Here is a 23,641-nt window from a genome sequence, read left to right as displayed (position 1 = left end):
CGCCTTTGTCGGGCGGCTAGGGGATCGCGGCGACCAGCTCGATCTCGACTTTCAACTCGGGCCGCGCCAGTGCCGCGACGGCGACGGTGCTGCGGGCGGGCAGATCACCCGGGAAGGCGGCACGGTAGACGTCGTTCATCGCCGCAAAGTCGTTGATGTCCGTCAAAAACACCGTCGCCTTGAGCGCATGCGCCATGTCGGTTCCGGCCGCTTCGAGCACCGCCTGCAGATTGTCGAGGCAGTTTTGCGTCTGCGCCCGGATATCGGCCGGCACGCGCCCCGTCGCGTCGGCGCCGACCTGCCCGGAGGTGAAGACAAGGTTGCTAAACCGGATGCCGGGCGAGTACGGCGAAGCGGGACGGGGACGGCTGGACGGGAAAACGGCCTGACGCGTCATCGAAGTCACCTCCGGAAATGATGGTACGCGCGAGTCCGGGCGACGGCGTGGCGAAAGCGCACCGCTGGGATGTCGTCTGGTTCGCGCGGCCGCGCGGGCCTTCCTGTAGCCGCATCGGGACGTGGTGGAGGGCTGTCCGAGACGCGGCGCGAACCGATGAGCGGCGGTGCACAGTTCGACGCCGGTGGCGGCGGGTTGAATCGGCAGGGCCCGCGTCATCGGGGGCGCCCCGGGGGAGGACGGATCGATGCGGCGGACGGTTGCGCCGGTCATCGCGCTCGCGGTGGCCGCGATCGGATGGGGTACCACGCTGTATGCGCAGGGGCAGGCCGGCGGGAGCTGGACGATCGCGATCCCGGAGGAGCCGGATACCCTGGATCCGCAGAAGACCGGCGCCGCGGTCGCCGCCGCGATCTTCCAACTGGTCGGCCAGCCGCTCCTGGCGCATGACTTCAGCAACCGGGTCGTGGCCGGGCTCGCCGAGTCGTGGACGATCAGCGGCGACGGGCTGGTGTGGACGTTCCGGCTCAAGACGGGCGCGATGTTCCAGGACGGCACGCCGGTGACCGCCCAGGCCGTCAAGGCGTCGATCGAGCGCGCGCTCGCGCCGGAGACGAAGTCGCCGGTCGCGAAGGCGCAGCTCGGTCCCGTAAAGGCCATCGAGGCGGTGGATGCGCGGACGCTGCGCCTGACCCTCAAAGAGCCGTTCGCGCCGCTGCTCAACAACCTCACGGACCCGCGCCTGTCGCCGATCAGCGTCAAGGCGGCCGATGCCGCGGGGACCGGGTTCGGCCGCGCCCCGGTGAGCGACGGGCCGTACAAGGTGAAAGAATGGGCGTCGGGCCACCACATCACACTGGTGCGCGACCCGGCATTCGCCTGGGGGCCGCCGTACATGCACCACGGGCCGGCCTACATCGAGCAGGTCACGTACCGCATCATCACCGACTCGGCGACGCAGGTCGCGGCGTTCGAGAGCGGCGAGGTCAGTCAGTTGGGCCTGCCGTCGCACGACGTCAACCGGCTGCTCGCGACCAAGAAGTATCAGATCTTCAAGTTTCTGCGGAAGGGCGTGGGGCTGTTCCTGGAATTCAACGTCAAGCGCGAGCCGTGGAGCGACCTCCGGCTCCGCCAGGCGATGAATTATGCGATCAACAAGGACGTCCTGGTCAAGGTGGTGCTGGAAGGGCAGGGCGAGCCGGCGTACGGCCCGCTGCCGCCGTCCATCTGGGGCTACTGGCCCGGGATCGTTGCCTACGCACCCCACTATGATCCGGCCAAGGCCAAGCGGTTGTTCGCCGAAGCCGGCTACGCGCCCGGGCCGGACGGTGTGCTGCAGAAGGGCGGCCGGCCGCTCGCGTTCACGCTGTTCTCAACGCCGAGCGATACCTCCGTGCGCAGCGCGCAACTCGTGCAGGCCAATCTCCTCTCGTTCGGCGTCAAGATGGATATCCAGACCTTCGAGTTCGGCACCCTGCTGGACCGGCTGAAGAAGGGCGATCAGCAGGCCGAGTTCATGGGGTATACGTACAACGAGCCCGACATCATGTACATCTGGTTCGACTCGGCGAACATCGGCAGCGGGCTCAACTTCAGCCACGATGCCGATCCCAAGCTGGATGCGCTGATCGACGCGGCCCGGCGGGCCACGAACCCGGCGAAGCGCGCGGCGCTGTACGTCGACCTCCAGAAGTACGTCGTCGACCAGGCGCTGTGGGTCCCTCTGTGGACCAACTACAACTACATCGCGCTCCAGTCCGTCATCAAGGACGCCAGGATTCATCCGGACGGGTACGTGTTCCTCGGAGACGCCTACCTGACGAAGCGGTAGGCCGCGCCGAGCTTCGGGCGCCCTGCGGGCTGACGGATGCTGCCGTTTATCCTCCGGCGCCTCGGCGCGGTGCTGCCGGTGCTGCTGGCGGTCTCCGTGCTCGTCTTCCTGATGAGCCACCTGACGCCCGGTGATCCGGCCACGATCATGCTCGGCGAAAACGCCTCGGCCGCGGAGGTGGCGCGACTCCGTCAGGAACTCGGCCTGGACCGTCCGCTCGCGGTGCAGTACGGCCGGTATCTCGCGAACGTCCTCCGTGGCGATCTCGGCCGTTCGATCCGCTCGGGGCGGCCGGTCGTGCGCGAGATCGCGGAGCGGTTTCCCTCGACGTTGGAGCTCACCCTGGCGGCGATGGCCGTCGCGGCCGCCGGGGGAGTGCTGCTCGGCGCCCTGGCGGCGATGAGCCGCGGCCGGGTGGCCGAGGCGTTCGCGATGAGCGCCTCGCTCATCGGAATCTCCATGCCGTCCTTCTGGCTGGGGCTGCTCCTGATCCTCGCGTTTGGGCTCGCACTGCGCTGGTTCCCGATCGCCGGGGGGAACGAGTGGCAGGCTCTTGTGCTGCCCGCGGTCACACTCGGCGCGCAGGCCGCCGCGGTGCTGGCGCGGCTCACCCGCGCGAGCCTGCTCGAGGTGCTGCCGAGCGAGTTCGTCCGGACCGCGCGGGCCAAAGGCGCCTCGGGCGCCCGCGTGCTGTTCCGCCACGCCCTGCGGAACGCCCTCATCCCCGTCGTCACGGTGATGGGCGTGCAGTTCGGCACGCTGCTCGGCGGCGCCGTGATCGTGGAATCCGTGTTCGCGCGGTCGGGCCTCGGCCGGTTTGCCGTCACCGCCGTGCAGGCCCGCGATTTCCCGGTGATCCAGGGCATCGTGCTGTTCGCCGCCGCGGTCTACGCCCTCGTGAACCTTGCCGTCGACGTGGCGTACCTCGTGTTGGATCCGCGGATCACATACGAATGAGCGCGGTGCGGCCGGGGCCGGCGGCCTCCTCCAGTGCGAGGACCCGGCGGCAACGGGTGCTCCACCGCGTTCTCGGGAGTCCCGCGACGATGACCGGCGTGGTACTGACGTGCGCGTTTCTCGCGACGGCCCTGCTCGCACCCTGGATCGCGCCGCGCGACCCGATCGCACCCGAGATCGACGCCGTCCTGTCGCCGCCCTCCCGCGCCCATCTCTTCGGGACCGACGAGTTGGGCCGCGACGTGCTCAGCCGCGTCGTCTACGGGAGTCGCGTCTCGCTCCAGGTCGGCCTCGTCGGGGTGGGGATCGCCGCCGCCGCGGGCATCGCCGGCGGCCTGCTGGCGGGTTTTTACGGAGGCCTCTGCGACGCGGCGCTCATGCGCGCCACGGACGTGCTGCTCGCGTTTCCCGGCATTCTGCTCGCGATCGCGATCGTGGCGGCGCTCGGCCCCAACTTGACCAACGTCATGCTCGCCGTCGGCATCGGCGCCATCCCGGTGTATGCCCGCACCGTGCGCGGATCCACGCTGGCCGTGCGCCGGATGGAATACGTGGAAGCCGCGCGCGCGGCCGGCGCCACGACCGGCCGGCTGATGATCCGCCACATCCTCCGTAACATCACCGCGCCGATTCTGGTGCTCGCGACGCTCGGGGTCGGCGTGAACATTCTCATCGCCGCCGGCCTCTCCTACATCGGCCTCGGCGCGCAGCCGCCGACGCCGGAGTGGGGGGCGATGCTGAGCGGCGCCCGTCAGTACCTGCGCGACGCCTGGTGGACCGCCGTGTTTCCCGGCCTCGCGATTACACTGACCGTTGTCGGCATGAACCTCGTGGGCGACGGACTCCGGGACATCTTGGATCCGCGGCTCCGGATCTGACGCGGCGAAACTCCCTATCCGCCGCGCATGAACGACGGGTACAGCGTCATCCCCCCGTCCACGAAGAGCGTCGTCCCGGTCACGTATCCGGCGACGTCGGAGACCAGGACCGCGACCATCCGCGCGATCTCCTCGGGCGTGCCGAGGCGCCCCATCGGGATTTTCGTCAGCAGGTCCTGCAACTGCGCGGGATCGCTCCACACGTCGCGGTTGATCGGCGTCTGGATGGCTCCGGGCGCGAGCGCCAGCACCCGGACGCCCGCCGGCGCCGCCTCTTGGGCCAGCGTCTTCGTGAGCATGCTGAGCCCGGCCTTGCTCGCCGTGTAGGCGCTGTACCCGGTCCACGGGATCCGTTCGTGCACCGACGTCAGGCTCAGCACCACGCCGCGCCGCGCCGGCACCATGCGACGCAGGGCCTCGCGGGCGCAGAGGTAGGCGCCGGTGAGGTTAATCTCGAGCACCCGGCGCCAGGCATCCGGCGCCTGGTCCCACGCGGCGACGCGCCCGCCGTCGATGCCCGCGTTGTTGACGAGCACATCGACGCCGCCCCAGGCACGCTCGACGTCCGCGAACATTCGCGCTACCTCGCCCGGGTCCGAGACGTCCGCCCGGGCGGCGATCGCCGTGCCGCCGGACGCCGCGACCTCGGTGACCACCGCCTGCGCCGCGTCCGGGGCGACGACGTAATTCACGCAGACGCGCGCCCCCTCGCCGGCGAGGGCGAGCGCGATCGCCCGGCCGATGCCGGAGTTGGCGCCGGTAACGACGGCGCGCCGGCCGTGCAGCTCAAGGTCCATCGGCATGCTCCTCCGTGATGCTCGGCGGCTGCCAGGCCCGCCCGTCCCGGCCGGGCAGGGTGTCCGCGGCGCCGGGCCCCCAGGTGCCCGCCGGATAGGTGGCGATCCCTCCGCTCGGGACGGTCTGCCAGGCGTCCAGCACGGGCTGCACGATCGACCAGGCCGCCTCGACCTGGTCGGCGCGCATGAACAGCGTGGCATCGCCCCACATGACGTCGAGCAGCAGCGTCTCGTAGGCTTCGGGCGGTTCACCGCCGAACGCGCGGCCGTAGTCGAACCGCATGTCCGCCGTATCGAGGTGCATGACGGGTCCGGGGCGCTTCGCCTGGAACCGCAGCACAACGCCCTCGTCGGGCTGAATGCGCAGAATGAGCCGGTTGGGCTGCCAGTGTTCGACGGTCGCCGGCGGAAACGGCAGGTGCGGCGCGGGCTGGAACTGGATCACGATCTCGGTGGCTTTGACCGGCATCCGCTTGCCGGTCCGCAGGTAGAACGGGACGCCCTGCCATCGCCAGTTGTCCACGAACAGCCGGAGGGCGGCAAAGGTTTCCGTGCCGGAGTCGGGCGGGATGCCGGGCTCCGCGCGGTATCCCGGCACCGGCGCGCCGTCAATCGTGCCCGGCCCATACTGGCCGCGCACCGCGGCCGCGGCGCCGTCGCCGAGCGGCCGCACGGCCCGCAGCACGTCCATCGTCTTGTTCCGCACCTCATCGGCGTCGAAGGATACCGGCGGCTCCATCGCGATCAGGCAGCAGATCTGCAGCAGGTGGTTCTGCACCATGTCGCGCAGCGCGCCGGTCGCGTCGTAGAACGCGCCGCGACTCTCGACGCCGACGGTCTCGGCGACGGTGATCTGCACGTGGTCCAGATACCGCCGGTCCCACACCGGCTCGTAGAGGGCATTGCCGAACCGGAGGGCGAGGATGTTCTGGACCGTGTCTTTGCCGAGGTAGTGGTCGATCCGGAAGATCTGCCGCTCGGTGAAGACGCGGCCGAGTGCCGCGGTCAGCGCGCGGGCCGAGCCGAGGTCACGCCCGAACGGCTTTTCCACCACCAGGCGGGCCCGCTCCGCGGCCAATCCCGCGGCTGCGAGGCCTTCGACGATCGGTTCGACCGCCCCCGGCGGCGTCGCCAGGTAAAAGATCCGCTGCGCCGGCGTGCGCCACCGCTGTTCCGCCGCGGCGAGGGCCGCCGCCAGCGCCCGCGTGGTCGCGGGGGTCGCGAGGTCGCCGCGGAGGTACGTGAGCGCTGGAGCGAGCGCGCTCCAGCGCGCCTCGTCCGCCCGTCCCCGCCGCGAAAACTGGTCCACGCTTTCGCGCGCGCGCCGCCGGAAGGCCTCGTCGTCCAACGCGCCGCGGCCGACGCCGATCGCGGCGAAGTGATCCGGCAGCCACTCCTCGACAAACAGGTTGTAGAGCGCGGGAAGCAGTTTGCGGGCCGCGAGATCCCCGGTGGTGCCGGCAATGACGAAGAGCGTGGCCCCGGGGCGGGCACGCCCGGCGGCGCCGTGATCGGACGGGCGCGGGCGGGGACCCGCCCGCGGCCCGCCGTCGCCGCCCGCGCTCACGACGCCGAGGGCCCGAGAGCCGCGGCGGTCAGCTCGTCGAGCCGCGCGAGCGCGGCCTCGATCGGTCCGCTGAGATGCACGCGCAGCGCCCGCTGGCCGTGGCGGCGCAGCGCCTCGAGATCGCCGAGGGCCTGGGCGCGTTTGAAGACGCCGAAGGTGTAGGGCTGACCGGGGACGGCCGCGTCGTCCGTCTCGTCCGCGGTGATCTGCACGAACAGGCCGGTCGCGGGGCCGCCCTTGTGGTACTGGCCGGTCGAGTGCAGGTAGCGGGGGCCGTAGCCGAGCGTGGTCGCCAGCCGCGTGGCATCGCGCAGACGCGCCCGGATCGCCTGGAGCCGGCGGTGGGTCTCGGGCGTTTCGGTGAGGTAGGCGAGGAGGGCGAGATAATCCCCCGGGTGCCGCGCGGCGAGGAACCGGGCCAGCGTCGCGGCAAGATCGTCCCCGGGGCGCTCGGCGTACACTGCGAGCGCCCCGTCCTGGAGGGACGGCGCGGGCTCCGGCAGCCGGCCGTCGCGGCGCACCACGTCCAGCAGGCGATTCGTGTTCTCCTTGCTCTCCTGCACGTTGGGTTGGTCGAACGCGTTGATCCCGAGGATCGCCCCGGCGGTCGCCGTCGCGATCTCCCAGCGGAAGAACTCCTGCCCGACGTCGAGCGGATCGCTCATCTCGAGCGTGACGACGGGATGTCCGGCGCGCCGCAGTGCGTCGAGGGCCCCGTCAACCCGCTCGTCGCGGCCACCGCCCAGGCGGACGCGCACGAACAACCGGTCCGGGCCGTACGCGCCGGGCGCGCCGAGCGGCTCGTCGGCGACGGGCAGCAGGCCCGTGCCGTGCTTGCCGGTGCTCTCTGCCAGGAGCTGTTCCAGCCAGGTGCCGAGCGTGGCGACCGGGTCCGCGACGACCAACGTGACTTTGTCCCGCCCCCGCCGGGCCAGCTCGCCCATGACGGCGCCGAGGTGGACGCCGGGATTGTGCGCGGGCGCCGCCGCGGGCGCGCACGCCTCGGCCATGCGCGCGGCCCGGTCGAGCACGCCCGCCGCGTCCGCGCCGGCGAGGACGGCGGGGACGAGGCCGAAATACGTGAGGGCCGAGTAGCGGCCGCCGACGTCGGAGGCATTGGTGAACACGCGGCGGTATCGCCGCGCTTCGGCCTGCGCGGCGAGCGGCGTGCCCGCGTCGGTGATCACCACGAAGTCCCCAGCCGCGCGTTCGCCGGCCGCGGCCCGCCGCCGCGCGTAGAAGTACTCGCCGAACGCGAGCGGCTCCGCGGTGGTGCCGGATTTGCTCGCGACGATGAACAGCGTCGCAGCACTCGCCGCCCGCCGGTCTTCGGCCAGAATCGTCGCGGGATCGGTGGTGTCGAGCACGGACAGCCGCAGCCCCGGCGCGTCGGGGAAAGTACGCTGGAAGACCAGCGGCGCGAGGCTGCTGCCGCCCATTCCCATGTGCAGCACCTGGTGGTAGCCGGCGTCCCGCGCGCCGGCGGCGAAGCGCTGCAGGTCGCCGAGCGCCGCGGTCATCGTGGCCGGCGCCCGCAGCCACCCGAGCCCGTCGCGCACCGCGGCCTGCCCCGCGGGGTCCTGCGTCCACAGGCCGGCGTCGCGGGCCCACAGCCGCTCGACGAAGCGGTCGCGCGTGAGCCCTTCGAGGCGCGCCTGGACGGCCGCCGCGTCTGCGTCGTGCGCCGAGAGTTCGAGCCGGGTGCCGGTCACGGATTGTCCTCGGGGGCCGACCTGCCGGGACGGTGCCCTCTTTCTTCTCCCCCGCCGCGGCGTGTCCTATCCGTCGCCGGCACAAGGATCGGCGGCGGTCCGGCCCGTAACCCGTCACTGGGACGGAGCAGACCGACGCCCGCCGTGGCGGCGAGGAGGAAGAAGAAGGGAATGTCCGATCAGCGCCGGGCGGTGCGCCCGGAAGATCTTGCCGCGATCGTCACCGTGTCCGACGCTCAGATCTCACCGGACGGCCGCGCCGTCGCGTTCGTGCGTACCGAGACCGATCTCACCGCCGACGAGTACCGCTCCACGATCTGGCTCGCCGGCACGGACGGTGGCGGGCCGGTCCAGATGACGCGCGGGCCGCGCCGCGACACCGCTCCGCGATGGGCCCCGGATGGCCGCACGATCGCGTTCCTGTCCGACCGCGACGGTACCGGTCAGCTCTACCTGCTGCCGCTCTCCGGCGGCGAGCCCCGGCGCGTGACGGCGCTCCCCTACGGGGCGGGGGCGGCGGTGTGGGCGCCGGACGGGACCCGGATCGCGTTCCGCGCCGCGGCGGACGCGTCTCCCGAACCGGCGGAGCCGTCGGCGAACGGGCCCCATCGTCCCCGCGTTGTCACGCGCGCGCAGTACAAAGGCGACGGCTTCGGGTACACGTTCGATCGGCGGCATCAGCTCTTCGTGCTCAGGTTGCCGGACGGCGGCGTCGCGCAGCTCACGCGCGACGACGCCGAGCATGCCGGGCCGGCCTGGTCGCCCGACGGCCGGCGTTTGGCGTTCGTGCGGGCCCGCGCCGCGGCGGGCGATTACAGCCTCTTCGACGTGTGGAGCATGGATGCGGACGGCGGCGGGCCGCGGCAGCTCACGAGCGAGATTGGGCGCGCGGTCGCCCCCGCGTGGTCTCCGGACGGTGAGTGGATCGCCTGTTTCGGCAACGACGAGCAAGAAGGAGGGTTCGGCGATCCCGTGGCCCGCGTCTGGCTCGTTCCGTCCGCCGGAGGCCCGCCCCGGCGCCTGACCGCGGGGTACGATCGCGCCGCCGTCCTCCTGCGTCCGCACGAGATCACGCTGCCGCCGGTGTGGTCGTCCGACGGCCGGTCGGTCACGTTCCTGGCCGCCGATGCCGGTCGCGTCCACGCCGTCCGCGCCGCGGTACCGGACGGGGCGGTCGCCACGGTCGCCGGCGGAGACCGCCAAATCCAAAGCATCACGGCGGCGGCGGGCCGCCTCGCCTTCACGGCCACGGACCCGGCGACCCCGGCCGACCTGTTCGTCTGCGCGGCCGATGGCTCGGCCGAGCGGCGTCTGACCCGGGTGAACGAGGCGTGGCTCTCCGAGGTGGCGTTGCCGCGCGTTGAGCACCGGCGCTTTTCCAGCCCTCACGGCGGGGAGTTGGACGGATGGGTAACGCATCCCGCAAGCCGCCTCCGGCCCGCGCCGCTCCTGGTCGAAATCCACGGCGGGCCGGCCAGTTATGCCGGACCGGTCTTTCCGCTGGGCCTGTGGCATACCTACATTCTCGCCTCCCGCGGATGGGCGGTGCTCCAGTTAAACCCGGTCGGCTCGGGCTCGTACACGAAGTCCTTCGCGCAGGGCATCCGCGGGGTCTGGGGCGAGCGGGACCTCCCCGAACAACTCGCCGCGGTCGACGCCCTCGTCGCCGAGGGCACGGCCGATCCGGCCCGCCTGGCCGTCTCCGGCTACTCATACGGCGGATTCATGACCTCATGGACGATCACCCACACGGACCGCGTCAAAGCCGCGGTCGTCGGCGCGCCGGTCGTCAACTTGGAATCGTTCCACGGGACGTCCGACATCGGGCCGTGGTTCGCGGCCTGGGAAATGCGGGGCGACGTGGTGACTCAGCGCGAGACCTACCGGCGCCTGTCCCCGATCAACTATGTCGAACGCGTGACGACGCCCACCCTGATCGTGCACGGGGAAGCGGACGACCGGTGTCCGATCGGGCAGGGCGAGGAGTTCTTTGCGGGGCTGGTGGCCGCCGGGCGGGCGCCGGTGGAGTTCGTGCGCTATCCGGGCCAGAGCCACGGATTTCGGCTCACCGGACGTCCGAGCCATCGAATCGACGTCGTGCGCCGCGTTGTCGACTGGATGGCTCGACACGTGAAGCCCGCCGAGTAGCGCGGTGGACTGCGGAATCCAGCGCCCGCGTGGGCGCTCAGCGCTTGCCGATGCCCTGGAGCGCCCGCAGGTACATGATCTGTCCGGCGTGGTAGACGTCGTGGGTTGTCGTCCGGACCAGCCGCATCGCGAGCGGCTGAGCCGCGCCGTTCTTGTACCAGACCACGTTTCTTGAGAGCCCCGCATCATCCAGGGCCTCCGCCCGAGTGAGAAACTGGGCGGAGATTTCCAACAATGTTTGGCGGTCCCGCTCCCAGTCGGCCTCGCTCCCGGTCGCCTCGTGCCAATCGGCGGCGGCGAGTTGCCGCCCGTCGGGCGGATCTCCATCCCACGCGTCGAGCACCCCGCGCTTCCAGACCATGAGATGGCGGACGATCTGCCAGATCGAGTGCCGCGCCGGCGAAGGTTTCCACGCCGCCTCGGCGGCCGTCAGCCCCCGGAGCGCTCCGCGGAGCGGGGGCTGCCACTGCCACTCTTCGTCCTCCAGCGTCGTGTGGATATGATTCACCACCAGCGCTTTGAGCGAGACCGCATCCCCTCGAGTCATCTACGCATCCTCCGTGCGGGCAAGATCGAGGAGCCCGTTGAGCCACTGCCTGGCGTCGGCGCTCAGGGCGACCTGTCGCGCCGCGTCATCTTTTTGGTCCAATAACCGCTCGATCGATCGCAGTGTTGCGGGATTTCCGGCGGCCAGCCCCTGGGCGAATTGCCGCTCCTGTTCGAGGGTGGGGCGGCTGGGGTGCTCGGGGAGCCGGGGCTTGCGGCGGAAGGGCAACCCTGACGGCGTACAGAACGCGTGAAAGCGCTTGAGGAGTTCGGCAGCACCCGCCTCCCGGTAGAAGCACAGCGTGGTCATGGCGTAGCTGGCGGTGTTCCAGTACTCGCCGTCGATCGTACGTCTCACAACGTCGGACGAGAGGTCGAGCCCGGCGGTTCTCAGATCATCGCTTCTGCACCAACGCGCCGCGGCGAAGACGATATCCTCGACGACCGACTGGCAAAACAACCGCTCGCGGCTGTCCGCCGGCACCTTCGCATCGCGTGTTCGTTCCGCGTCGAATAGCTCTTTGAGCAGATGATGGTCGGCGTCCGTGACGTAGCCACCAAGCGCGGCCCCCACCTTGCGGTGGATGTAGTTGTCGGATTGAAATGAGTGGCGCACGAGCGCCGTCGCCGCCGCGGGCATCTGTCCGACCGGTTGGAGGACGCAGCCTTCGACGCCGTCTTTCGTCAATACGTTGCCAATCCAATCGACCTGACGCTCCCACGCTGCCAGCAGCGCATCCCGGCTCACCGTCGCACCCTCCCGTCCGGAGAAATCGCCACGCCGTGGGCGGCGATGCCCTCCGCGGTCACATAGCCATCGTCCAAGTCGGCTTGGATCTCGGGGGCCGGCCGCGTCGCGGGGTCGCCGAATCCGCTGCCGCCCGCGATCTCGATCGTCGCCCGCTCCTCCGTGCCGCGGAGTTCCGCCACCCCGACATTGGCCCCGGCCTCACGAACGCGGCCGTCCTCGACGACGAACGCTCGTGCGCGGCGGCCGGCGAGTCCTCCGTGCAGGCCCGGCGTCGACACCAGCATGCCGTGCGGCCGGAAGTCGACCAACACCGGGTTCGGGCTGGGCCGGCGCAGACGCATGCGGACGCGCTGCCCGAGACCGCCGCGATGGCGGCCCGGACCGCCGGAGTCCGCGATCAGCTCCTTGCACTCCACGACCAGCGGCGTCCGGCTCTCGAACATCTCCACCGAGACGTTCGCCGCGGACGTCGGATACAGCAGCGCGGACTTGCCGTCGCCGTGCGCGCTCGCGCCCTGGCCGCCGCCTTGGAAGAGATGGTCGTTGAAGGGCCGCCCCTCCGCGTCGCGCCCGTAACTGCCCATGCCGATCGGCAGGCCGGTGAACGCCTGCACCTGATCGGGAAGCACCTCGGCGAGCGCCCGGAAGACGGCGGGGCCGAGATACCAGCCCGTGTGCGTGCGCTCGTTGACCGACGCCGGATGCCGGCAGTTGAGCACGGACCCTTCCGGCGCGACGACGTGAAACGGCCGGTAGCATCCGGCGTTCGACCGGATTTCCGGCGTCAGGATCGACTTGAGCGCGTAGGTGGTGTGCGCGGCCGTGTAGTGGTAGGTACAGTTCATGCCGCCCCGGGGTAACTGCGGCGGCGCGCCGGTAAAGTCGACCGTGATCTCGTCGCCCGCGACGGCCACGCCACAGGGGAGGCGCAGCGGCTCGTCCAGGCCGTCGTACCAGACGTCGCTGCGGTAGGTGCCGTCCGGCACGGCCCGGATCGCGTCGCGCATCGCCTGCTCCGCGCGCGACTGGACCGTGTGCGCGAGCGACGCGAGCGAGTCGAGCCCGTACTCGTCCATAAATGCCAGCAGGCGGTCCGCGCCGATTCGGTTGCTCGAGACCTGGGCCTGAATGTCGCCGAGCACCATCTCGGGACGGCGGACGTTGGCGCCGATCAGCGCCATGAGGTCGTCGTTGGGGTCGCCGGCCCGGTACAGTTTGAGCGGCGGAATCTGGAGCCCTTCGTCGTACACTTCGCGCGCGTTGAGCGAGTCGCGCGTGCCCCCGATGTCCGAGGCGTGGGCGATCGACCCGATGAGGGCGCACAGACGGCCCCGCCGGAACACCGGCGTCACGACGGCCAGGTCGTAGAGATGCCCGGCGCACATCCACGGATCGTTGGTGACGAGCACGTCGCCGTCCCGCAGCGATTCCCTGGGGAAGGCGCGCAGCATGTACCGGACGGCGAGCGGCAGCGACAGGTTGAACACCGGCATCGACCGCGGGGAGTGCGCGATCGATTCGGCGTCCGCGTCGAGCACCTCACAGCCGAAGTCCTGGGCCTCGCCGATGATCGTGCTGAACGCCGTCCGGAGGATCGTGACCCAGCATTCCTCCGCGATGTTGATGAGGCGGCTCCACATGATCTCGAGCGAGATCGGATCGAACGGCGCGTCGGCGGCGGGCCGCGTCGTCTCAGTCCGTGCCATGCGTCACTCTCCCGCGCAGCGTCGCCGGCTGTCTCGACTGCCGGGCGACGGCGAGGCGCAGATTGCCGGCCTGATCGACGGCGAACCGGTCGCCCGGGCCGGCGACCGTGGTGGCTTCGCGCTCCTCGACGATGGCGGGGCCGTCGGCCCGCATGCCCGGCCGGAGCAGGCCGCGGTCGTACACCGGCACCTCAACGAACCCGCCGGTCTCCGGAAAGTAGGCCGGCCGCCTCCCACGCACGGCGGCGGTCGCCCCGTCTGACGCAGGACCTCCTGCCCCGTCTGACGCAGGGCCTCCGGCCGCGCCGGTCTGCAGCCGCACGTCCGGCCGCGGGCCGGTCACGCTGACGCGCCAGTTGAGTGCCTGGATCGGGCGATCGGCGAGGAAGATCCCGTAGCGGCGGCGGTACTCGGTTTCGAACGCCCGGGTCAACCCTTCGGCGACCTCGGGGCCGAGCGGCCCGTCCGGCACGGGAACCTCGATGTCGTGGAACTGGCCGAGGAGGCGCATCTCCGCGCGCCGCTCGCGCGCGATGGAGCCGGGCGCGATGCCGGCGTCGCGCAAGGCCGCGAGGCCCTGCGCCTCCATCTCAGTGTACAGCGCCGTCACACGATCCCACGGCAGACCGTCGAGGGGACCAGGGAGGGAGTGCACCAGCTCCACGCTCACCGGTGCGACGAGGAGTCCCAGCGCGGAGGCCACGCCTGAAGCCGGCGGCACGATGACGTCCGACATGCCCAAGATACGCGCGACCCGGGCGGCGTGCGACGGCCCCGCGCCGCCGAAGGCGATCAGCGCGAACCGTCGCGGGTCCTGGCCCCGCTCGATCAGGTAGACTCGCGCCGCGGCGGCCATGCTCTCGACGACGATCTGGTGGATGCCCCAGGCCGTCCCGACCGCGTCGAGATGCAGCGGCGCGCCGAGGCGCTCCAAGGCCCCGATCGCCGCCGGCCGGTCGAGCGGCATGGCGCCGCCGAGGAACGACGCTTCGTTGAAGTATCCGAGCGCGAGGCAGGCGTCGGTCACCGTCGGCGCCTGTCCGCCCCGGCCGTAGCAGGCCGGACCCGGCTCCGCGCCCGCGCTGTGCGGCCCCACCTTGAGCAGTCCGAGCGAGTCGATCCAGGCGATCGATCCGCCGCCCGCGCCGATCTCCATCATGTCGACGGTCGGGACCGTCACCGGCAGTCCGGAGCCGCGCTTGAAGCGGTGGACGCGCGCGACCTCCATCTCCGGCGCGATCGCCGGCCGGCCGTCGCGGATGAGGCAGATCTTCGCGGTCGTGCCGCCCATGTCGAAGCCGACGAGGTCGCGGAGACCGAGGGGACCGCCGAAGAACGCGGCCACGAGCGCACCGCCGGCCGGACCGGACTCCAAGAGGCGGATCGGGAAGCGCCGGGCGGTCTCGGGCGACGCGGCGCCGCCCGTGGACTGCATCAGGGTGAACCGCCCGGTGAAGCCGCGCTCGCCGAGGGTCGATTCAAGGCGGCCGACGTAGCGGCCGAGCAGCGGCTGGACGTAGGCGTTCGCGACGGTCGTGCACGTGCGCTCGAATTCTCGAATCTCCGGGACAACGTCGCTCGACAGCGACACGGCCACGTGCGGGGCGGCATCCCGAATCGCCGCGAGCGCGGCCTGTTCGTTTGCCGGGTTGCGGTAGGCGTGCAGAAACGCGACGGCAACCGCCTCGATGCCGCCGGCGGCGAGCCGTTCGGCCGCGCGGCGGATCTCATCGCGATCGAGTGGTTTGAGCACCTCGCCGTCGGCGGCGACGCGCTCGTCGATCTCCAGGCGATCCCGACGGGGGACGAGGGGCTCCGGGAAGCGCAGAAAGAGATCGTAGATATCGTAACGTTGCTCTTTGCCCATCTCAAGAATGTCGCGGAACCCGCGGGTTGTGAGCAGCGCGGTGCGGGCGCCCCGGCGCTCGATGATCGCGTTCGTCACGAGGGTCGTGCCGTGCACCAGGGCGGTGACGTCGCGTACGGCCACCCCGACTGCCCCGGCCGACGCGCACAGCTCCAGGAGGCCGGCCAGCGCCGCGCGGGCGGGATCGTCGGGCGTTGTGAGAATCTTGTGAAGGCGCAACTCGCCGGTCGTCTCATTGAGCAGCACCAGGTCGGTGAAGGTGCCGCCGATGTCCAGTCCGACACGGTACGAGCCACGCGCGGAGCGGGGCACGGCCGTCATTATCGAGCTGTTCGTCGCCGCCGGGCCGTGTGCCTGCGCGGTGGCGCAGGAGACGGACTTACGGTGGCGGCTCGTCGACTTCGAGAATCCCCTCCGGGCCTCTCAGCCTGATGAAGAGCGTGTTGAGGACGTCCCGCCCAAGGAGCGCGACCGCGCCGAGGCCGATGACCTTGAGCACCGTAGTATACTCCGCCACGCGTATCTGAACGGTGTACGTGGGCACAATTCTCGCCTGACCATCGAAGCCGGAGACGATCGTGCGGCCGGCTACGGGCAAACCCAATTGTCTGGGCACGTCCGAGGGAAGTGCCGTCATCCCGGCGCCGGTGTCCACCAACGCCGGAACCAGCATGGCGGCGGTCGCTCCTGGGCCGCTGACGCCGATCGGTAGCATGGGCGCCGGCGGCCGGAACGTAGGTCCATATCGGTACTCGGGCATCAGCCTTCGACAACTTGCGGCGAGTAGAAGTGCATGACGGGTTCCGGGTCCTCGCATAGGGGCATGAAGATCGGGCGCACACCAAACTTTGCGTAGACACGTTGCGCTAAAGCGCCAAAGTTCTCGTCCTGGTCGACGACCTTCTTGTTCAAGACCGCGATATGTTTGCCGCGGTAGCGCCGCAACAGCGCGGCCTTGTGCGCATCGTACCAGGCCATGTCGGCCTCGATCGGCTTCAGCGCGGCGAGGGTGTCCTCACCGGCCGCCTCCGACAGGATGTCGATCACGAACGCGGTCAGGGTTGTGCCGCGGAGCGCGGCCTGCGCTTTCAAGTTTCGGACCAGGTCTTTGGGGATGTCGCGTAGATAGAGTGTGGCGTTATCGAGCGGCTTTTTCATGAGGGCTCCAACCGTTAATATGCTAACAATCACATCTTACTATATGAACGGGCAAACGCAAGATGACGAGACGGACATATTGACATCATGATGCCCACGATTGTAGCATCGTGATGTGCGAACAACGATAACACTTGAGGACGATGTTGCGGCTGATCTGAGGGCGGAGGTCCGACGTTCAGGGCGTTCATTCAAGGAGGTCGTCAACAGCCTTTTGCGCCTCGGGCTGCTCCGAAGGCGCGAGCGAAACGTTCTCGGACCCTTCAAGGTCCATCCACGTGAGATGGGTTCTCGACCCGGATTGAATTACGATAAGATCAGCGAGCTTGTCGAGCATGTCGAAGGACCCCTCCACCGGTGATTCTGCTCGACGCCAACGTTCTGTTGTATGCATACAACGCCTCGGATCGGCACCACGAGAAGGCGCGCTCCTGGTTGGAGCGGACGTTCATCCGGCCGGAGCCGATCGGTCTTGCATGGACGACCATTCTCGCGTTTCTCCGTCTGAGTACGAATCCACGTGTGTTCGAGCATCCCTTCCTTCCCGAGGAAGCAGTGCCGCTCGTCTCGTCATGGATAGCCCGTCCAAATGCGATCATCCTGCAGCCGGGCGAACGTCACTGGCAGATTTTCAGCAAGCTCTCGACGGAGACCCTTGCGCGTGGACCGCTGGTCATGGACGCCCACCTTGCCGCATTGGCGCTCGAGCACGGCGCGGAGCTGGCCACCACCGACAAGGATTTTGTCCGATTCCAAGGCCTTCGAGTGATCAACCCGCTCGACAACTGAGCCCGAATTTTCCTCGCTGTTATCGCAGATCCCCGGAACTCTCCGGGGCGCGATCGTCTGTCCGTACACTCCGCCGCTGCACAAACCCGATGTAATCGAGGTCCTGCGCCGGTACGCCGAGCAGCCGGAGGATCGCCATCGCCTGCGCACGGTGGTGCACCTCGTGGAGCAGCAGTTGCGTGGCGATGTCGGCCTTGGTCGCCGTCACGGCGACGACCCGGTCCGGCCAGCGGATCTCGGAGGTCACCTCGCGGTCCCAATCGGTGGTTCGCGCCAGGGTCGCCCGCGTCTCGCGCATCTGTGGCTCCCAGACGGCCTCGAGATCGGCAAACGTGGGCTGGCGGTGCTCGCCGATGGGCCAGTCCGAAAACGGCGGGAGGACTTCTTCGCGTAGCCGCATGGCCAGATACAATTCGGTGAACGGGATTTCGATTAGCGTCGCGCGCAGCGTGGCGAGGCCGAACGGGAACGGCCGGGTGTACTGCGCCTGCGTGAGCGGGCGGATCCAGTCGAACAGCCGCCGGCGGGCCTGCGTCTGCACGTCGTAGACGCGGGCCGGGTCGATCGGATGCGCGGTCACGGCGGCGTCTCGGTGCGACGGGGCTAGGCGCGCGGCGCCCTGTCTTTCGGATACTCCTCCCGCCGCGCCACGAACCCGATGTAGTCGAGGTTCTGGGCTTCGACGCCCAGCTGCCGCAGCATGGCCATCACCTGGGCACGGTGATGCACCTCGTGCATCAGCATCTGCACGGCGATCTCGGCTTTGCTCGCGGTCGTGATCACGACTTTGTCGCCCTGCTCGATCCGGCGGGTCAGCGTCGTGGCCCAATCGGTGGTACGGGCGAGGGTCGCGCGGGTCTGCGGCGCCTGGGCGGTCCAGGCCTGCTCGAGATCCGCGAACGTCGGTTGCCGGGTTTCGCTGATCGGGAAGGTGTCGGAAAGGGGAGGCGGCGGCACGGGTTCCCCCCGCAGCCGCATGCCGTAGAGCAGCTCGACCCTGGCGGTCTCGATGAGCGTCGCGCGGAGCGTGCCCATCCCGAACGGAAACTGCTGCGTGTACTGTTCCTGGTTCAACGGACGAAGCCACCCGAAAAGGCGCCCGCGGGCCTGGGTCAATACATCATAGACGCGCGCGTAATCCATCACGCCACCCTCACGAAAACGAGTCGGCGTCCGCACGGAGGTGCGGATGGGCCGTTTTACCCGATCACCGCGCGAACGATGTCCTCGATCTGCCCGTACCGCCCGACGAACGTCGGCGTATCGCGCAGCGTGTACGGCCGGGCCGCCGTGCTGCGCAGGGCCGTGACGAGCTCGGAGAACCGCGCGAGGTCGTCGGTTTCGTAGCCGACGACGAACTCCCAGTCCGCGAGGCCCGTGCAATAGAGCAGCAGTTGCTCGATGTCCTCGAAGCGATGTCCGAGCCGCGCGTGCTCGGTCATCATCGCCCGCCGGTCGTCCGCCGGCAGTTGGTACCAGTCGTGCGTCTTGCCGAACGGGTAGACGACGAGAAACCGGCGCCGCTCACCGGGCACACGCACGCTCGTGCCGTCGCGCCCCGTGTACTGCGAGGGCCGGACGAAGCCCCACAGCGACCACGTCAGGTCGAGGTCGGCGCGGGCCAACGCCGTCGCCGCGCGCTGGAACGCCTCCGGGCCCTCCGCGGCGACCCAAAAACCCAGGTCGGCGTCGCCGCGCAGCCCCGCGAGGTCGTACGCGTAGAGGCCGGCGACTCCGGGCGCGCCGGCCGCGGTCCCCGCGGCCTCGGATACGCGCGCCGCCACGGCGGGCGAGCGATGCCCCGCCGGGACCCGGAAGTAGAGAAAGCCGTGCACGGACGCCATATCAGCCATGCGACACTCCTCGACGCTGTTCTGCTACCGCGCCGTCCGGGGGCGACGCGGCGGTCCTCAAGCCGTCACGAAGGCGGTGGACAGTTCGGTCACCCGGTCCAGGATCTCCGGCGGGACCGCGAGGTCGACCGCTTTGAGGTTCTCCTCCTGCTGCGCGACCTTGGTCGCGCCGACCAGCGCGCTCGTGATGCCGGGGCGGCGCATGACCCAGGCCAACGTGAGCTGCGAGAGGGTGCAGCCGACCTCGGAGGCGAGCCCGGCCATGTCCTGGGCCAGCCGGAGGTTGCGTTCGCTGAGCCGCCTGGCGAACTGCGGCTGAGTGAGCGCGCGAGACCCCTGCGGCGGCGGCGACCCGGGGGTGTACTTGCCGGTGAGCACGCCGCCGGCCAGCGGAAAGTACGCGAGGACGCCGACGCCCTCCGCCAGGCAGCACGGCACGAGCTCGGCTTCGATCCGACGGTCGGCCGGCGAATACTCCGGCTGGACCGACTCGTACCGCACGAATCCGCGGCGATCACTGGTCCCGAGGGCCCGGGAGACCTGCCACGCGGCGTAGTTGGAGCACCCGATATACCGGACCTTGCCCGCGCGGACCAGGTCGTCGAGCGTCCGGAGGGTCTCCTCGAGCGGCGTGCGGGGGTCCCACGTGTGGATCTGGTAGAGATCGATGAAGTCGGTCCGGAGGCGCGCGAGACTGCGTTCCACTTCGCGCAGGACGTGCCCGCGCGATGCTCCCTCGTCGTTGGGCCCGTCGCCGACTTTCATCGCACACTTGGTGGCGAGGACGACCCGGTCGCGCCGGTCTTGGAGCGCGCGGCCGATGATGCGCTCGGAGTGGCTCCCCGTGTACACATTGGCGGTGTCGATGAGATTTACGCCGTGGTCGATCGCGTGGTGGATAATCGCGATCGACGTCTCTTCATCGGCCCGGCCGCCGAACGCGTTCGTGCCGAGCGCGTACGCCGACACGTTGAGACCGGACCGGCCGAGCGAACGGTAGAGCATCGCCGACACCTCCGTTACCCCGGACATTGGCGGCCGTCGGCGCCAGCGCCTCCCGCCGCACGGTCCTCGTGCCGATGATACGACGCCGCGGTGCCGTCAGGTACCGCCGGTATCCTCCCGCGCCGCGCACGCCGCGCCCACGAGTGCAGGCGCGGGGTGCATGACCACGCGCACCGGGATGCGTGCAAGCAGGTCCGCCATCCGGCCCTTGCGCGTGAACGCGCGCATGAACCGGCCGTCGTGCAGCGCGGGCACGATGCGTGGCGGGATGCCGCCGGCGAGGAAGAGCCCGCCGGCCGCGAGCACTTTCACGGCCAGATTGCCGGCCTCGGCGCCCAGGATGTCGACGAACAATTCCAGGGTCGCCACGGCGATCGCACACGGCCGGTCGCGATCGAGGGCCGCCTCGACGATGACCGGCGCGGGATCGCCGGCCGCCGCGAGCCGTTCGGCCAGCCACGCCGGCTCGTCATGCGTCGCCCGAGCCCGGAAGAAGGCATAGAGATGAGGGATCCCAATTCCCGAACACACCCGCTCGACGCTGACGTGCGGCTCCGTGGTCCGCAGAAACGCGAGCAGGTCGCCCGCGAGCTCGGTCGGCGGCGCGAAGTCGGCGTGTCCGCCCTCCGACGGGTACGGCCGGTACCGGCGTCCGTCCCAGACCAGGAACGCCTCGCCGAGACCCGTCCCGGGGGCCACCACCGCGAGTGTTCCCTCGGGCTCGGGCCTGCCGCGATTGAGCGTTCGCATGGCTCGGGGCCCGAGGACGGGGACCGCCCAGGCGGTCGCGACCAGGTCGTTGAGCAGCCGGGCGGACCGGACCCGCAGCGCCCGGCGCAGCCCGGATTCCGACAGCCGCCACGGCAGGTTCGTGACGCGGGCCCGTCCGGCGACGATGGGCCCCGCGACGCCGAAGACGGCGCGGTCGGGCCGAAGACGGGTGCGGTCGAGGTATTCGCGCGCGAGCGCTTCGAGCGTCGGAAACGACGCGCTCGGAAAGGTCGCCGGCTCGATGATCCGAATCGGGCCCTGGACGCGCCGGCCCGTTCCGTGAGGGCGGTGCACCGCGTTCTCGTAGACCCCCAAACGGGTCTTCGTGCCTCCGATATCACCCACCAACACCAGTTCGCGCCCGGCCATACCCTTCGCTCCGCCGCGGAGGCGTCACGGTCCTGCAACCAACAAAGGACTCGCCCCCGGCACCGCGAAACATCGTGGCCACTCTTGGCGTACGGACCCCTAGGGCGTAGGTGCGGGCGGGCGACAAGGCCGGGGCGAGAACGGCACGCGAAGGGGGCGGGGGATGGGGAATCGCGATATCGCGCACCTGCAGAAGGAATTCCGAACGGGGCGGCTGACACGCCGTCAGGTTGTGACGCGCATGACCGAGCTCGGGTTGGGACTCTCCGCGATCTGGGCGGTGCTCGACCGGGCGACCGCGCTTCCCGCGCGCGCCGCGGCGGGCGGCCGCGGGGCGCAGGGCACGCTCAAGTTGCTGTACTGGCAGGCGCCCACGATCGTCAATCCGCACCTGGCGCAGGGCACCAAAGACTTTCACGCGTCGCGTCCGGTCCTCGAACCTCTGCTCACGGTCGACGCCGCGGGCCGCTTCACGGCGGTGCTGGCCGCGGAGGTGCCGTCCCGGCAGAACGGCGGGATTTCGGCGGACGGCCGCTCCGTGACGTATAAGCTCAAGCAGGGTGTGAAATGGGCGGACGGACGCGATTTCACGTCCGACGATGTCGTGTTCACGTTCCAGTTTGTCCAGAACAAGCAGACTGGAGCCACGACGTATGGGTACTATACGACGGTCGAGAAAGTCGAGCCGATCGACGCCCACACCGTAAAGATCACGTTCAAGACTCCGACGCCGGCCTGGTACGCGCCGTTCGTCGGCGAGGACGGCGTCGTCCTCCCGCGGCACGTGCTCGACGCGTTCGTCGGGTCAAACGCACGCAACGCGCCCTTCAACCTCAAGTCCTTCGGTACGGGGCCGTACATTGTGGAGACGTTCCGGCCGGGCGACCTCGTGGTCTACAAGATCAACCCCTACTACCGCGAGCCGAACAAGCCGGCGTTCAGCCAGGTGCAGATCAAGGGCGGCGGCGATGCGGTCTCGGCGGCGCGGGCGGTCCTGGAGACCGGCGAGTACGACTACGCCTGGAACATGCAGGTGGAGTGGCCGGTGCTTGAGCACATGCTGGCGACCGGCAAAGGATCCATCCTCACGGAGCTCGGCGGCGGCGTCGAGCAGATCTACTGCAACCAGACGGACCCCAACAAAGAGGTCGACGGCCAGCGCTCCTCGGTGAAGGGGCCGCATCCGTTCCTGACGGACCTGAAGGTCCGGCAGGCGTTTGCCATGGCGATCGACCGGGTCACGATGGCGAAGCAACTGTACGGCGAGGAAGGCGGTGCCACGGCGAACGTGCTGACCACGCCTTCATCGCTGGCGTCCAAGAACACCAAGATCGTGTTTGACATCGAGCGCGCGAACCGGCTGCTCGACGAGGCCGGGTGGAAGAAAGGCCCGGATGGGATTCGCGCGAAGGGCGGCGTGAAACTGCAGGCCACGTACGTCACCAGCGTGAACAGCCTGCGGCAGAAGGAGCAGCAGATCGTCAAGGACGGCTTCTCCAAGATCGGCGCGGCGTTGACGTTGCAGTCGGTGGACGCGGGCGTCTTCTTCAGCAGCGCGCCCGGCAACAACGATACGTATGCACATTTCTACCGCGATCTCGAGATGTTCACCTCGACCTTCGGCTCACCGTTCCCGCTGCAGTATATGGGGCGGTTCTACAGCGGCGACCCGGCCAAGGATCTCGCGCAGAAAGAGAACAACTGGTCGGGCCTCAACATCACGCGCTGGCTGAACAAGGAGTACAACGCGTTCTACGACCAGGCGCAGAAGGAACTCGATCCGCAAAAGAACGCCGCCCTGTGGATCAAGATGAACGACATCGTCGTCGACCAGGCGGTCTCGATCCCGCTCATCGACCGCAAGATCGTCTCCGTCCGGTCCAACAAGCTCGACGTGGGCAAGAACATGAGCCCGTTCGACAGCGAGACCCGCAACATCGCGGATTGGCGGCGGACGACCTAGGCGACGCGGCCACGCCGCGGCGTATGTGAAGGGAGGCGGGCGTATGCGGAGCAACGATATCCGGAAGCTCGTCACGGACTTTTGGGGCCATCGTCTGACGCGGCGTCAGGTCGTGACGCGCATGGGCGAGCTCGGCCTGTCGCTCGGGGCCACCTGGGCGATTCTCGACCGTGCCACGGCGCTGCCCGCGCGGGCGGCGGCGGTTGGCCGGGGGTCGCAGGGCACGTTGAAACTGCTCTACTGGCAGGCCCCGACGATCGTGAACCTCCACTTGGCCAACGGCACCAAGGATTACCATGCGTCGCGGCTCGTGATGGAGCCGCTCCTGAGCGCGGACACGGCCGGCAGCTTCACACCGGTGCTGGCGGCCGAGGTGCCCACCCCCGGGAACGGCGGCGTGGCCAAAGACGGCCGCTCCGTCACCTACAGGCTCAGGCAGGGCGTCAAGTGGGCGGACGGCCGGCCGTTCACCGCCGACGACGTCGTGTTCACCTATCAGTACGTGATCAACAAGGCGACCGGCGCGACCAGCTACGGCAGCTACACAAATATCGCCAAGGTGGAGCCGATCAACCC

22 protein-coding genes are annotated in these 23,641 nt (G+C 69.8%); 7 read left to right on the top strand and 15 right to left on the bottom strand.

The features are described from left to right. Window positions 1-16 precede the first annotated feature (16 nt). Window positions 17-397 (bottom strand): RidA family protein, encoded by a 381-nt coding sequence (locus VGZ23_07735; protein ID HEV2357484.1) that lies wholly within the window; start codon window positions 395-397, stop codon window positions 17-19. 247 nt (window positions 398-644) lie between these two features. Between VGZ23_07735 and VGZ23_07730 the strand changes: the two genes are divergently transcribed. From VGZ23_07730 to VGZ23_07720, 3 genes are read left to right on the top strand one after another with little or no spacing between them, the layout of a single operon-like run. Next, a complete protein-coding gene (locus VGZ23_07730) occupies window positions 645-2,228 on the top strand; it encodes an ABC transporter substrate-binding protein (protein ID HEV2357483.1) in 1,584 nt (527 codons plus the stop codon). Window positions 2,229-2,264: 36 nt separating this feature from the next. Then, complete coding sequence (gene nikB / locus VGZ23_07725; GenBank protein HEV2357482.1) at window positions 2,265-3,185, top strand: nickel ABC transporter permease; 921 nt, start codon at window positions 2,265-2,267, stop codon at window positions 3,183-3,185. Between the two features lie 56 nt (window positions 3,186-3,241). Further along, a complete protein-coding gene (locus tag VGZ23_07720; GenBank protein HEV2357481.1) occupies window positions 3,242-4,063 on the top strand; it encodes an ABC transporter permease in 822 nt (273 codons plus the stop codon). 14 nt (window positions 4,064-4,077) lie between these two features. On the opposite strand, the gene fabG is transcribed toward VGZ23_07720, so the two are convergent. The 3 genes from fabG to VGZ23_07705 are packed head-to-tail and all read right to left on the bottom strand — an operon-like array spanning window position 4,078 to window position 8,139. Then, complete coding sequence (gene fabG, locus VGZ23_07715) at window positions 4,078-4,860, bottom strand: 3-oxoacyl-ACP reductase FabG (protein ID HEV2357480.1); 783 nt, start codon at window positions 4,858-4,860, stop codon at window positions 4,078-4,080. Continuing rightward, on the bottom strand, window positions 4,850-6,427 hold the full coding sequence (gene zwf / locus VGZ23_07710) for a glucose-6-phosphate dehydrogenase (GenBank protein HEV2357479.1): 1,578 nt from the start codon (window positions 6,425-6,427) through the stop codon (window positions 4,850-4,852). Before zwf ends, fabG begins: the two co-directional genes overlap by 11 nt. Continuing rightward, a complete protein-coding gene (locus tag VGZ23_07705) occupies window positions 6,424-8,139 on the bottom strand; it encodes a hypothetical protein (GenBank protein ID HEV2357478.1) in 1,716 nt (571 codons plus the stop codon). The genes zwf and VGZ23_07705 overlap by 4 nt, the downstream gene beginning before the upstream one ends. A 171-nt stretch (window positions 8,140-8,310) precedes the next feature. Here VGZ23_07705 and VGZ23_07700 point away from each other — a divergent pair, with 171 nt between their 5' ends. Continuing rightward, window positions 8,311-10,287, top strand: a complete 1,977-nt coding sequence (locus tag VGZ23_07700; GenBank protein HEV2357477.1) for a S9 family peptidase — start codon at window positions 8,311-8,313, stop codon at window positions 10,285-10,287. A gap of 37 nt (window positions 10,288-10,324) precedes the next feature. Here VGZ23_07700 and VGZ23_07695 read toward each other — a convergent pair whose 3' ends face one another. From VGZ23_07695 to VGZ23_07670, 6 genes are all read right to left on the bottom strand, one after another. Beyond that, the gene (locus VGZ23_07695) at window positions 10,325-10,834 is read right to left on the bottom strand and encodes a DinB family protein (GenBank protein ID HEV2357476.1); all 510 of its coding nucleotides are present in this window, start codon (window positions 10,832-10,834) and stop codon (window positions 10,325-10,327) included. After that, on the bottom strand, window positions 10,835-11,581 hold the full coding sequence (locus tag VGZ23_07690) for a hypothetical protein (GenBank protein ID HEV2357475.1): 747 nt from the start codon (window positions 11,579-11,581) through the stop codon (window positions 10,835-10,837). Beyond that, window positions 11,578-13,290: a hydantoinase B/oxoprolinase family protein gene (locus tag VGZ23_07685; protein HEV2357474.1), complete on the bottom strand. Its 1,713-nt coding sequence runs from the start codon at window positions 13,288-13,290 to the stop codon at window positions 11,578-11,580. The genes VGZ23_07690 and VGZ23_07685 overlap by 4 nt, the downstream gene beginning before the upstream one ends. Then, on the bottom strand, window positions 13,277-15,478 hold the full coding sequence (locus VGZ23_07680; GenBank protein ID HEV2357473.1) for a hydantoinase/oxoprolinase family protein: 2,202 nt from the start codon (window positions 15,476-15,478) through the stop codon (window positions 13,277-13,279). The genes VGZ23_07685 and VGZ23_07680 overlap by 14 nt, the downstream gene beginning before the upstream one ends. A gap of 58 nt (window positions 15,479-15,536) precedes the next feature. Then, the gene (locus VGZ23_07675) at window positions 15,537-15,830 is read right to left on the bottom strand and encodes a retroviral-like aspartic protease family protein (protein HEV2357472.1); all 294 of its coding nucleotides are present in this window, start codon (window positions 15,828-15,830) and stop codon (window positions 15,537-15,539) included. Window positions 15,831-15,916: 86 nt separating this feature from the next. Then, window positions 15,917-16,315 (bottom strand): DUF5678 domain-containing protein, encoded by a 399-nt coding sequence (locus VGZ23_07670; GenBank protein HEV2357471.1) that lies wholly within the window; start codon window positions 16,313-16,315, stop codon window positions 15,917-15,919. Window positions 16,316-16,672: 357 nt separating this feature from the next. On the opposite strand from VGZ23_07670, the gene VGZ23_07665 reads away from it, so the two are divergent. Continuing rightward, window positions 16,673-17,104, top strand: coding sequence for a type II toxin-antitoxin system VapC family toxin (locus tag VGZ23_07665; GenBank protein ID HEV2357470.1), 432 nt, complete (start codon window positions 16,673-16,675; stop codon window positions 17,102-17,104). A 19-nt stretch (window positions 17,105-17,123) separates the two neighbouring features. On the opposite strand, the gene VGZ23_07660 is transcribed toward VGZ23_07665, so the two are convergent. The 5 genes from VGZ23_07660 to glk form a co-directional block, all read right to left on the bottom strand. Further along, window positions 17,124-17,684 carry a DinB family protein gene (locus tag VGZ23_07660; GenBank protein ID HEV2357469.1) on the bottom strand — a complete coding sequence of 187 codons (561 nt, stop codon included), beginning with the start codon at window positions 17,682-17,684 and terminating at the stop codon, window positions 17,124-17,126. A 23-nt stretch (window positions 17,685-17,707) separates the two neighbouring features. Further along, the gene (locus VGZ23_07655) at window positions 17,708-18,247 is read right to left on the bottom strand and encodes a DinB family protein (protein HEV2357468.1); all 540 of its coding nucleotides are present in this window, start codon (window positions 18,245-18,247) and stop codon (window positions 17,708-17,710) included. Window positions 18,248-18,303: 56 nt separating this feature from the next. Continuing rightward, the gene (locus tag VGZ23_07650) at window positions 18,304-18,957 is read right to left on the bottom strand and encodes a chlorite dismutase family protein (protein HEV2357467.1); all 654 of its coding nucleotides are present in this window, start codon (window positions 18,955-18,957) and stop codon (window positions 18,304-18,306) included. 57 nt (window positions 18,958-19,014) lie between these two features. Then, complete coding sequence (locus tag VGZ23_07645; protein HEV2357466.1) at window positions 19,015-19,962, bottom strand: aldo/keto reductase; 948 nt, start codon at window positions 19,960-19,962, stop codon at window positions 19,015-19,017. 96 nt (window positions 19,963-20,058) lie between these two features. Next, on the bottom strand, window positions 20,059-21,102 hold the full coding sequence (glk, locus tag VGZ23_07640) for a glucokinase (protein HEV2357465.1): 1,044 nt from the start codon (window positions 21,100-21,102) through the stop codon (window positions 20,059-20,061). Between the two features lie 163 nt (window positions 21,103-21,265). Here glk and VGZ23_07635 point away from each other — a divergent pair, with 163 nt between their 5' ends. Together VGZ23_07635 and VGZ23_07630 are read left to right on the top strand one after the other, a co-directional pair. After that, window positions 21,266-23,065: a peptide ABC transporter substrate-binding protein gene (locus tag VGZ23_07635; GenBank protein HEV2357464.1), complete on the top strand. Its 1,800-nt coding sequence runs from the start codon at window positions 21,266-21,268 to the stop codon at window positions 23,063-23,065. A 43-nt stretch (window positions 23,066-23,108) separates the two neighbouring features. Further along, window positions 23,109-23,641, top strand: a 533-nt coding sequence (locus tag VGZ23_07630) for an ABC transporter substrate-binding protein (GenBank protein HEV2357463.1), incomplete at its 3' end; no start/stop codon positions are given.

The organism is bacterium, assembly GCA_035945995.1.
Lineage (GTDB): Bacteria > Sysuimicrobiota > Sysuimicrobiia > Sysuimicrobiales > Segetimicrobiaceae > DASSJF01.
The sequence above is the reverse complement of the archived record's forward strand: the minus strand, read 5'-3'. Positions and strand labels throughout refer to the sequence as shown.

Bases quoted from the DNA above. Each gene is read 5' to 3' on its own strand.
- VGZ23_07735 (HEV2357484.1), bottom strand. From the start codon at position 397: ATGACGCGTCAGGCCGTTTTCCCGTCCAGCCGTCCCCGTCCCGCTTCG.
- VGZ23_07730 (HEV2357483.1), top strand. From the start codon at position 645: ATGCGGCGGACGGTTGCGCCGGTCATCGCGCTCGCGGTGGCCGCGATC.
- nikB (HEV2357482.1), top strand. From the start codon at position 2,265: ATGCTGCCGTTTATCCTCCGGCGCCTCGGCGCGGTGCTGCCGGTGCTG.
- fabG (HEV2357480.1), bottom strand. From the start codon at position 4,860: ATGGACCTTGAGCTGCACGGCCGGCGCGCCGTCGTTACCGGCGCCAAC.
- VGZ23_07700 (HEV2357477.1), top strand. From the start codon at position 8,311: ATGTCCGATCAGCGCCGGGCGGTGCGCCCGGAAGATCTTGCCGCGATC.
- VGZ23_07695 (HEV2357476.1), bottom strand. From the start codon at position 10,834: ATGACTCGAGGGGATGCGGTCTCGCTCAAAGCGCTGGTGGTGAATCAT.
- VGZ23_07685 (HEV2357474.1), bottom strand. From the start codon at position 13,290: ATGGCACGGACTGAGACGACGCGGCCCGCCGCCGACGCGCCGTTCGAT.
- VGZ23_07680 (HEV2357473.1), bottom strand. From the start codon at position 15,478: ATGACGGCCGTGCCCCGCTCCGCGCGTGGCTCGTACCGTGTCGGACTG.
- VGZ23_07675 (HEV2357472.1), bottom strand. From the start codon at position 15,830: ATGCTGGTTCCGGCGTTGGTGGACACCGGCGCCGGGATGACGGCACTT.
- VGZ23_07670 (HEV2357471.1), bottom strand. From the start codon at position 16,315: ATGAAAAAGCCGCTCGATAACGCCACACTCTATCTACGCGACATCCCC.
- VGZ23_07655 (HEV2357468.1), bottom strand. From the start codon at position 18,247: ATGGATTACGCGCGCGTCTATGATGTATTGACCCAGGCCCGCGGGCGC.
- VGZ23_07650 (HEV2357467.1), bottom strand. From the start codon at position 18,957: ATGGCTGATATGGCGTCCGTGCACGGCTTTCTCTACTTCCGGGTCCCG.
- VGZ23_07645 (HEV2357466.1), bottom strand. From the start codon at position 19,962: ATGCTCTACCGTTCGCTCGGCCGGTCCGGTCTCAACGTGTCGGCGTAC.
- glk (HEV2357465.1), bottom strand. From the start codon at position 21,102: ATGGCCGGGCGCGAACTGGTGTTGGTGGGTGATATCGGAGGCACGAAG.
- VGZ23_07635 (HEV2357464.1), top strand. From the start codon at position 21,266: ATGGGGAATCGCGATATCGCGCACCTGCAGAAGGAATTCCGAACGGGG.